Origin of the sequence: Streptomyces sp. NPDC057654, from assembly GCF_042800135.1 — a bacterium.
In the GTDB taxonomy this organism is placed as follows: Bacteria; Actinomycetota; Actinomycetes; order Streptomycetales; family Streptomycetaceae; genus Streptomyces.
In genome coordinates this window covers 1-7,860 of sequence record NZ_JBHVHQ010000375.1, presented here as the reverse complement: position 1 = coordinate 7,860, position 7,860 = coordinate 1, and the positions used below count along the sequence as shown (strand labels likewise).

Annotated in this window: 7 protein-coding genes; 3 read left to right on the top strand and 4 right to left on the bottom strand. The window is 74.2% G+C overall.

Annotation, left to right across the window (positions count from 1 at the left end; translation table 11 throughout):
- From ACFU99_RS24930 to ACFU99_RS24915, 4 genes are all read right to left on the bottom strand, one after another.
- A partial coding sequence (locus ACFU99_RS24930; RefSeq protein WP_384395526.1) for a hypothetical protein occupies nucleotides 1-888 on the bottom strand: 888 nt, incomplete at its 3' end.
- Complete coding sequence (locus tag ACFU99_RS24925) at nucleotides 885-1,844, bottom strand: 5-dehydro-4-deoxyglucarate dehydratase (RefSeq protein ID WP_384395524.1); 960 nt, start codon at nucleotides 1,842-1,844, stop codon at nucleotides 885-887. The genes ACFU99_RS24925 and ACFU99_RS24930, both read right to left, overlap by 4 nt.
- A gap of 543 nt (nucleotides 1,845-2,387) precedes the next feature.
- Nucleotides 2,388-3,494 carry a winged helix DNA-binding domain-containing protein gene (locus ACFU99_RS24920; protein ID WP_384395522.1) on the bottom strand — a complete coding sequence of 369 codons (1,107 nt, stop codon included), beginning with the start codon at nucleotides 3,492-3,494 and terminating at the stop codon, nucleotides 2,388-2,390.
- Between the two features lie 260 nt (nucleotides 3,495-3,754).
- Nucleotides 3,755-4,333, bottom strand: coding sequence for a DinB family protein (locus tag ACFU99_RS24915; protein ID WP_384395520.1), 579 nt, complete (start codon nucleotides 4,331-4,333; stop codon nucleotides 3,755-3,757).
- A 111-nt stretch (nucleotides 4,334-4,444) separates the two neighbouring features.
- Here ACFU99_RS24915 and ACFU99_RS24910 point away from each other — a divergent pair, with 111 nt between their 5' ends.
- From ACFU99_RS24910 to ACFU99_RS24900, 3 genes are all read left to right on the top strand, one after another.
- Nucleotides 4,445-5,473: a helix-turn-helix transcriptional regulator gene (locus ACFU99_RS24910; RefSeq protein ID WP_384395518.1), complete on the top strand. Its 1,029-nt coding sequence runs from the start codon at nucleotides 4,445-4,447 to the stop codon at nucleotides 5,471-5,473.
- Between the two features lie 104 nt (nucleotides 5,474-5,577).
- The gene (locus tag ACFU99_RS24905; protein WP_384395516.1) at nucleotides 5,578-6,399 is read left to right on the top strand and encodes an NAD-dependent epimerase/dehydratase family protein; all 822 of its coding nucleotides are present in this window, start codon (nucleotides 5,578-5,580) and stop codon (nucleotides 6,397-6,399) included.
- Between the two features lie 142 nt (nucleotides 6,400-6,541).
- On the top strand, nucleotides 6,542-7,792 hold the full coding sequence (locus ACFU99_RS24900) for a TerD family protein (RefSeq protein WP_384395528.1): 1,251 nt from the start codon (nucleotides 6,542-6,544) through the stop codon (nucleotides 7,790-7,792).
- The last annotated feature ends 68 nt before the right edge of the window (nucleotides 7,793-7,860 follow it).

Genomic DNA, 7,860 nt, shown 5'->3' with positions numbered 1-7,860 from the left:
CGGGTCGGCGTGGAGCATGACGCGGAAGCCGGGGCGGTCCGCTCCCGCCGCGGCGCGCACGGCCGCCACGCACTCCCGCTGGAGGGCGGCCGCGGTGGAGTCGCGCCAGGCGCGTACGGCCTCGGCGAGGTCCGGGCCGAGGAGTTCGCGCACGGCGGCCCACTCGCCCGCCCGGTCGGCCGAGCCCGCCGTCGCCTCGCCTGTGGACCAGTACGGCCGCAGGGCCCGTACGACCGCGGCGCGCAGTTCCTCGGGGTCCGCGCCGTGCTCGGCGCAGCCCGCGGCGCAGGCGTCGCAGAAGCACAGCGACATCAGGTACTGGCCCGCGCCGTCCAGCCCCACCCCGGCGATCTTGTCGTGGGCGTGCAGGTGCGCCAGGCCGTACCAGCCGCAGGACTCCAGGTCGGTCCCGCTCGCGCCGGGGCGGGCGGCGGCCTCCGCTGCCAGGTCGACCAGGTACGCACGGACCTCGGGACGGGCGATGCAGGGGGCCCAGGGGTAGCGGTCGCCGTACGCGTTCCGCACCGAGGTGCGCGGATGCTCCTCGCCCAGGCGGGAGTTGTGCGCGAGCACCACCCAGGTGTGCACGTCGAGCCCCGCGTCGGCCAGCGCCTCCGCGGCCTCGGCGAACGGGTCGGCCCCGGCCACCCACGACTGCTCGTACGGGCGCAGCTCCCGCCCTCGCCAGCGGGCGGCGTCCGGCGGGTAGAGGACGGCGGCGTGGCGGGCGGTGACGATGCGGCGGGCGGGGTGGCGGGGGGTCAGGGCGCGGGTGGAGTGGTAGGCGGAGGCGAGGGTGACGCGCCGGACGCCGAGGTCCGCGACGCGGCGGGCGGCGTCCGGGTCCCCGACGACGTCCCAGGGGTAGAGGAACGCGGAGGTGATCACTCCGAGGCCGCGCTTTCCTGCGGGGCCGCGCCCACCAGCAACGCACGTCCCCGCTCGATGAGTTCGGCGAGTTCCTTGACGTGCGCGGGGGTCGGTTCGGTGAGCGGGGGCCGGACCTCGCCGACGTCGAGGCCGCCGAGGCGGACGCCCGCCTTGACGAGCGAGACCGCGTATCCGCGCCCCTGGTTGCGGAGTTCGACGAGCGGCACGTAGAAGCCGTCGAGGAGCTTGGCGACCAGCTCGTCGTCGCCCGTGGTGAACGCCCGGTGGAAGGCGAGGGCGATCTCGGGCGCGAAGCAGAAGGCGGCGGAGGAGTACAGGCGGACGCCGATGGCGCGGTAGGAGAGGCCGGTGAGCTCGGCGGTGGGCAGCCCGTTGAAGTAGAGGAAGTCCTCGCGCGGGAGCGCGGTACGGACCGCGGTCACGATGCGCTGCATCAGGTCGAGGTCGCCGTGGCCGTCCTTGAGCCCGATGACGCCAGGGGTGCGGGCGAGTTCGACGACGGTCTCGGGGGTGAAGATCGCGTTGTCGCGCTGGTAGACGATGACGTCGAGGGAGGTGGCCGCCGCGAGCTCGGTGTAGTGCCGCAGCAGCCCTTCCTGGCCGGGCACGACGAGGTACGGCGGCATGGCGAGCAGACCGTCCGCGCCCGCCTCCTCCGCGTGCCGGGCGTACTGCTTGGCGAGCGCGGTCCCGTAGCCGGCCCCGGCGACGACGGGCACCCGGCCGTCCGTCTCCTCGACGGCGGCGGCGACGCACGCGCGGAACTCCTCCGCGGTCAGCGCGTGGAACTCCCCGGTGCCGCAGCACGCGAAGACCGCCGCCGCGCCCGCGTCGACGCCCGCGCGCACATGCGCGCGGAACGCGTCGAGATCGAGCCCGCCGTCGGGCCCGTACGCGGTCACGGGAAAGAACAGCAGGCCGTCGAGGCGCTCGGCGAGTGCGGCAGAGGTCACGGGCTCTCCCTGGCGTGTACGTGCACGTTTCTGATTAGCGTCCATATCTCTGAACGCGGCTACGCTAAGCCAGTCCGGCGGAGCCGGTCAAGTGCCGGGCGCCGCGCCGCGTTTGCCTGCGGCTGGCCCGCGGCCGTCGCGCCGTCCGGCCCGGTGGCGGAATGGGCCATCCCCTGAGGTCAGCACGGATGAACTCGCCCGACGACGAGAGCCTCGGCGTCCATATCGACGTCCGGACGCGCCGGGCCGGCCTCGGCCGGGACGGCTCGGCGAGCACGATCGGCGAGCACGATCGGCATGGCCCGCCCCGGCCGGAGGACGCGGATCCGGCTGCGGCTGCGCCGCTTCGAACGCCTCGTCCGCACGGCCGGGCCGGGCCCGTTCCGGATTCCGCTCGTCGGCCGAGGAGTCGAGCGACTCGCTCCGACCGGCCCGACCGGCCGCGTAAAACGGCAGCACGGCCTGCCCTCCCCCTGCCTCGTACGGCGGTGTCATCCCCCGGCCTGGCCTGGCCCGGCTCGGGCCGGGGGATGACCCCGGCTCTCAGCCGGACTCGGCGACGGTCAGCTCCACCCGGTCGCTCTCCCCGTCCGAGAGGAACGACGCCAGGGCCTGCCCCTCCTCGGCGACGGCGGCGCGTTCGGCTCGGGAGAAGTCGCGCAGCGGGGTGACCGTGACCGTGTCGGCCTTGGCGGTCCAGGTCGCCGAGACCCGGCCGTCGACCAGGACGACGCGGGCGCCGGTCACCGAGAGGCCGCGGTGGGCGTCGTCGATGATCCGGCCGCGGTCCTGGAACCCGAGGACCGCGTTGTCGAACGCGGGCAGGAACCGCACCGGGGCCGGGGTATCGGCGTCGGGGCGCGGCGCGTCGGGCAGGTCCAGCAGCTCCCGCCCCCGCTCGTCGCGGAAACCGACCAGTTCCTCCCGTACGGCGGCGACCGCGGCCGGCAGCCCCGCGAGGCCGCACCAGGCGCGCAGGTCGGCCGAGGCTGCCGGGCCGAACGCCGCCAGGTAGCGCCGCACGAGCGCCTGGCCCACGGGGTCGGCCCCGTCCACGGCGGGCGGGTCGGCCTCGCGCCCGAGCCACGAGGCGATCGGAATGTTGCGCACCCCGCCCTTCGCGCGCCAGAGCCCGCGCGGCGGCATCTGCACCATGGGGATGAGGGCGGCGACCAGCATCTCGCCCAGCGGCCGGGGGCCCGGATCCGGCCAGCGGTCGGCGACCGCCCGCGCCAGCTCCGACATCGAGCGGGGCTCCCCGTCGGCGAGCACCGCCCGGCCCGCCGCGGCGAGTTCGTCGAGGTCGACGCCTTCGAGCTCGCGGCGGTACGTGCCGAGCACCCGCTGCCGCAGCATCGCGTCGTGGCGGGACCGCCAGGCCAGGGCGTCGTCGGCGGTGACGAGGTGAACGGTGCGGCGCATGAGGTGCGTGCGCACCACGCGCCGCCCGACGAGCAGGTCCGAGAGCTCCGCCGGGTCGAACGCGCGCAGCCGCGACCAGAGCCCCGCGAACGGCTCCTGCGGCTCCTGCGCCTGCATCCCGCCGAGGTGCGCGACGGCTTCGAGGGCCGGTACATCGGCGCGGTCGAGCAGGAGCTGCCGGGCGAGGGTGGCGCGGTTGAGCGCGCGGGTGTCGAGGACGGTGGTCATCGGATCACATCGCGGTGGGTCGGGCGGTGCGCGAGTCGCTGCATGGCGGCGCCGTTCCTTTCGAGTCGAACACGTACGAATTGAGCCGAGCCGAGATCGTACGAGCCGGGCTGAGCTGGACTGGGCTGGACTGGACCGAACTCAGCCGGGCCGGGCGGGCCCGGCCCTCACTCACCGGGCCGGGCCGCGGCCGACCGGCCGCCCGACGGCCGGAGTCCGGTGGCGCGCAGGGCGGCGGCATCCCGGCCGGCAGGCCCCCGTCAGCTCGCCGTCGTCCCGTCCAGCGTCTCGCGCAGGATGTCGGCGTGCCCGGCGTGCTGGGCGGTCTCCGCGATGACGTGCATCAGCACCCGGCGCACGCTGCGCACCGCTCCCGGCTCGTGCCAGGGAGCCTCCGGCAGCGGGTACGCGGTCGAGAGGTCGGGCACGGAGGCGATGACCTCCGCGCTCTTGGCGGCGACGCGCTCGTAGCGCTCCAGGACCCCGGCCAGCGTCTCGCCGGGCAGCATCTGGAGGTTGTTCTGGTGGTCGATGGCCCACTGCGGGACCTCGCGTGCGGTACCGGCCCCCAGGTCGGCCCAGGTGACGCCGTCGGGAAGGTCGTACCGGAGCGCGGACGGGCCCTCGACGACGAAGCGCAGCCACCCTTCCTCGATGACCGCCACGTGCTTGATCAGCCCGCCCAGGGACAGCGCGCCGGCCGTCGGGCGCTCGCCGGCCTGCTCGTCGCCGAGGCCGCGCACCGTGGCGGTCAGCGCGCCGCGCGCGGTCGCGAGCGCTTCGATCAGGTCGGCCCGCTCGCCGTCGGAAGCCGGGTGGGAAGTGGTTGCGGCAGTCACAGTGATCGGGTCCCTCTGATCGTTCTCGTGGTGCGGACAAAAACAGAATCGCAGGGGTAGCGGACAGGTTGTGGCCGCTTCTCCGTCGCGTACTGGGTCACTATGGGAACCATGCCGAAGACGTCAGCGCGACTCCTGTCCCTGCTCTCCCTCCTCCAGGCGCGCCGCGACTGGCCGGCGGCGCTGCTGGCCGAGCGCCTGGACATCAGCGCGCGCACCGTGCGCCGCGATGTCGACCGCCTGCGCGAGCTCGGCTATCCCATCGCGGCGATGAAGGGGCCGGACGGCGGGTACCGGCTCGGCGCGGGGGCGGATCTGCCGCCGCTGCTGTTCGACGACGAGCAGGCCGTGGCCCTCGCCGTCGCCCTCCAGATCGCCGCCACCGCCGGCGCGGGCATCGAGGAGTCGGCGGCGCGTGCGCTGACCACGGTCCGGCAGGTCATGCCGGCGCGGCTGCGCCACCGCATCGACACCCTCCAGGTGACCGCGGTCCAGCAGTCGCCGACGCGGCCGTACCCGGAGGTCGACAGCGGTGTGCTCATGACGCTCAGCGCGGCGGTCCACGCCCGCGAGGTGCTGCGCTTCGACTACGCCCCGGCCGCCCCGCCGGGAACGGCCGCCCCGGACGCCGGTCCCCCGCGCCGGGCGCAGCCCCACCACCTCGTGACCTGGGGCGGGCGCTGGTATCTGGTCGCCTGGGACCTCGACCGCGAGGACTGGCGCACCTTCCGCGCCGACCGCATCACCCCGCGCTCCCCGGGCGGGCCCCGCTTCACGCCGCGCGAACTGCCCGGGGGCGACGTGGCGGCCTTCGTGGCGGGCAGGTTCCGGGGCTCCGACGGATCCGGCGGCGTCGGCGACTGGCCGTGCCGCGGCGAGGTGATCCTCGACCTGCCCGCCGCCGACGTGTACCGCTTCACCCATGACGGGCTGGTCGAGGAACTCGGCCCGAACCGCTGCCGGCTCACCCTGGGCTCATGGTCCTGGCCCGGCCTCGCCGCCGCCATCGGCAGATTCGACGCCGACATCGAGGTCGTGGGCCCGCCCGAACTCAAGCAGGCATGCGCCCAGTTGGCCCGCCGCTACGCCCAGGCGGCGGAAACGGACACTTCGCCCGGCCGAAAAGAACCCGCGTCTTGACCAGGTCACCGCCGCTCCTTAGCGTGTCCACACATCTGAATGGTGTCCGCACATGCGACCGCCTTGTACGTGATGTGACCGCCCTGCCCGGAGGAGATCCGCCCATGCCCGCTCCCCGCACCGTCCTGCTCACCGGCGCCGCCGGCGGCCTGGGCACCCTGATGCGCGAGCTGCTGCCCTCGTACGGCTACGCGCTCCGGCTCTTCGACGTACAGCCCATCGAGGGCGAGCCGGACGCCATCACCGCCGACCTCGCCGACAAGGAAGCGCTGCGGGAGGCCGTACGCGGCGTGGACGCGGTCGTCCATCTCGCGGGGATCTCGCTGGAGGCCCCGTTCGAGAAGATTCTGCGCGCCAACATCGAGGGCACGTACAACCTTTACGAGGCCGTCCGCGAAGAGGGCGTGCGCCGCGTCGTGTTCGCCTCCAGCAACCACGCCGTGGGGTTCACCCCGCGCCCCGCGACCACCCCCGCCGCGCCCGGCGCGCTCATCCCCGTGAACACCGAGCGCCGCCCGGACACGTACTACGGCCTCTCCAAGGGCTTCGGCGAGGACCTCGCCTCCCTCTACCGGGACCTGCACGGCATCGAGACCGTCTCCATCCGCATCGGCTCCTGCTTCCCCGAGCCGACGTCGGTGCGCATGCTCTCGGTCTGGATGAGCCCGGCCGACGGGGCGCGCCTGCTGCACGCCGCCCTCACCGCCGACGGCGTCGGGCACACCGTGGTCTACGGCAGTTCCGCCAACACCCGCCTGTGGTGGGACCTCTCCACGGCGCGCGCCCTCGGGTACGAGCCGCAGGACGACTGGGAGCCCTTCGCGCCCGCCCTCGTCGCCGCGCAGGGCGAACTCGACCCCGACAACCCCGACCACGCCCACCTCGGCGGCCACTTCTGCACCAACCCGCCGATCTGGCCGTACTGACCCGCCGGTCCCGCGACTACCCGTCGGCTCCTCCCGCCCCAACAGGCGCGCCCCAGCAGGCCCGCCGCGAAAGGATCGCGTCAGTACGGGTAAGTAATGGAACTGCAAAGCGGGGCCGCTCGTTACCCGGGACATGACCGCTATGACACCCGGCTCGAACATCCCTCTCTCCGTCGCCCGCGTGACGGTGGACGTCACCGCTCCCGTGCGGCTCGACGTGTCGGGCCTGCTGCTCACCGCCGACGGCAAGGTGCGCTCCGACGACGACTTCGTCTTCTATAACCAGCCCAGCGGGCCGGGCGTGACGCACCGCGCCGGATTCGGCGGTGCGGGCGACTCGATCACGGTGGACACCGCGGCCGTGCCGCCCGGCATCGAGAAGGTCGTGGTGACCGCGAGCCTGGACGCGGCGGGCGCGACCTTCGCCGGCACGGAGCCGACGGCGACGCTTCGCAACGCCGACGACGGCTCCCCCCTCGCCACGTTCACCCCGCCGCGGCTGGGCGCGGAGACGGCGCTGGTGGTCGTCGAGGTGTACCGGCGGGGCGACGCCTGGAAGGCCCGCGCGGTCGGTCAGGGGTACGCGAACGGGCTGGCCGGAATCGCCACGGACTTCGGCGTGAGCGTGGAGGAGCCGACGCCCGAGCCCGCCTCCGTACAGGCCCCCGCTCCCGGACACGCGCCCGCTCCCACCGGCCCCGCGGCTCCGCTCCCCCCGCCGCCGTCCGCACCGGCCCCGAGCCCGATGCAGGCCCCGCAGTCCGTGCAGCCGCCCGCTCCCCCGGCGCCGCCCGCCGCTCCGGCGCCCGGCGCGGGCAAGGTCAGCCTGGACAAGGGGAAGGTCAGCCTCCAGAAGAACCAGACCGTGTCGCTCGTCAAGGGCGGCCGGCCGCTCCTGACCTCGGTGCGCATGGGCCTCGGCTGGGAGCCCGCCTTCCGCGGCAAGGACATCGACCTCGACGCGTCCGTCATCGCCTACGGCCCGGACCGCAAGATGATCGACGCCTGTTACTTCGGCAAGCTCCAGATCCTCAACGGCGCGATCCAGCACTCGGGCGACAATCTCACCGGCGAGGGCGCGGGCGACGACGAGTCCATCACCGTGCACCTGGGCGGCCTCCCGCAGGAGGTGACCGGGCTGGTCTTCACCGTGAACTCCTTCAGCGGCCAGAAGTTCAGCGAGGTCGCGAAGGCGTACTGCCGGCTGCTGGACGCCCAGTCCGGCGAGGAGCTGGTGCGCTTCGACCTGACGGGCTCGGAGCCGAAGACGGGTGTGCTGATGTGCAAGCTGATCCGCCAGTTCTCGGGTGAGTGGGACATGACCGCCATCGGCGACTTCGTGAAGGCGCGTACGGTCCGGGGCCTGGTCAAGCCGGGCGCCGAGGCGCTGTAGTCCCGCCTCGCAGTCCCCGCCCGTAGCCCCCGCCTCCGTATCCGAGGGCCGCGCTCGACCGCCGGACG

Coding starts and splice junctions, on each gene's coding strand:
- ACFU99_RS24920 (WP_384395522.1), bottom strand. CDS start 3,494: ATGACCACCGTCCTCGACACCCGCGCGCTCAACCGCGCCACCCTCGCC.
- ACFU99_RS24910 (WP_384395518.1), top strand. CDS start 4,445: ATGCCGAAGACGTCAGCGCGACTCCTGTCCCTGCTCTCCCTCCTCCAG.
- ACFU99_RS24905 (WP_384395516.1), top strand. CDS start 5,578: ATGCCCGCTCCCCGCACCGTCCTGCTCACCGGCGCCGCCGGCGGCCTG.
- ACFU99_RS24900 (WP_384395528.1), top strand. CDS start 6,542: ATGACACCCGGCTCGAACATCCCTCTCTCCGTCGCCCGCGTGACGGTG.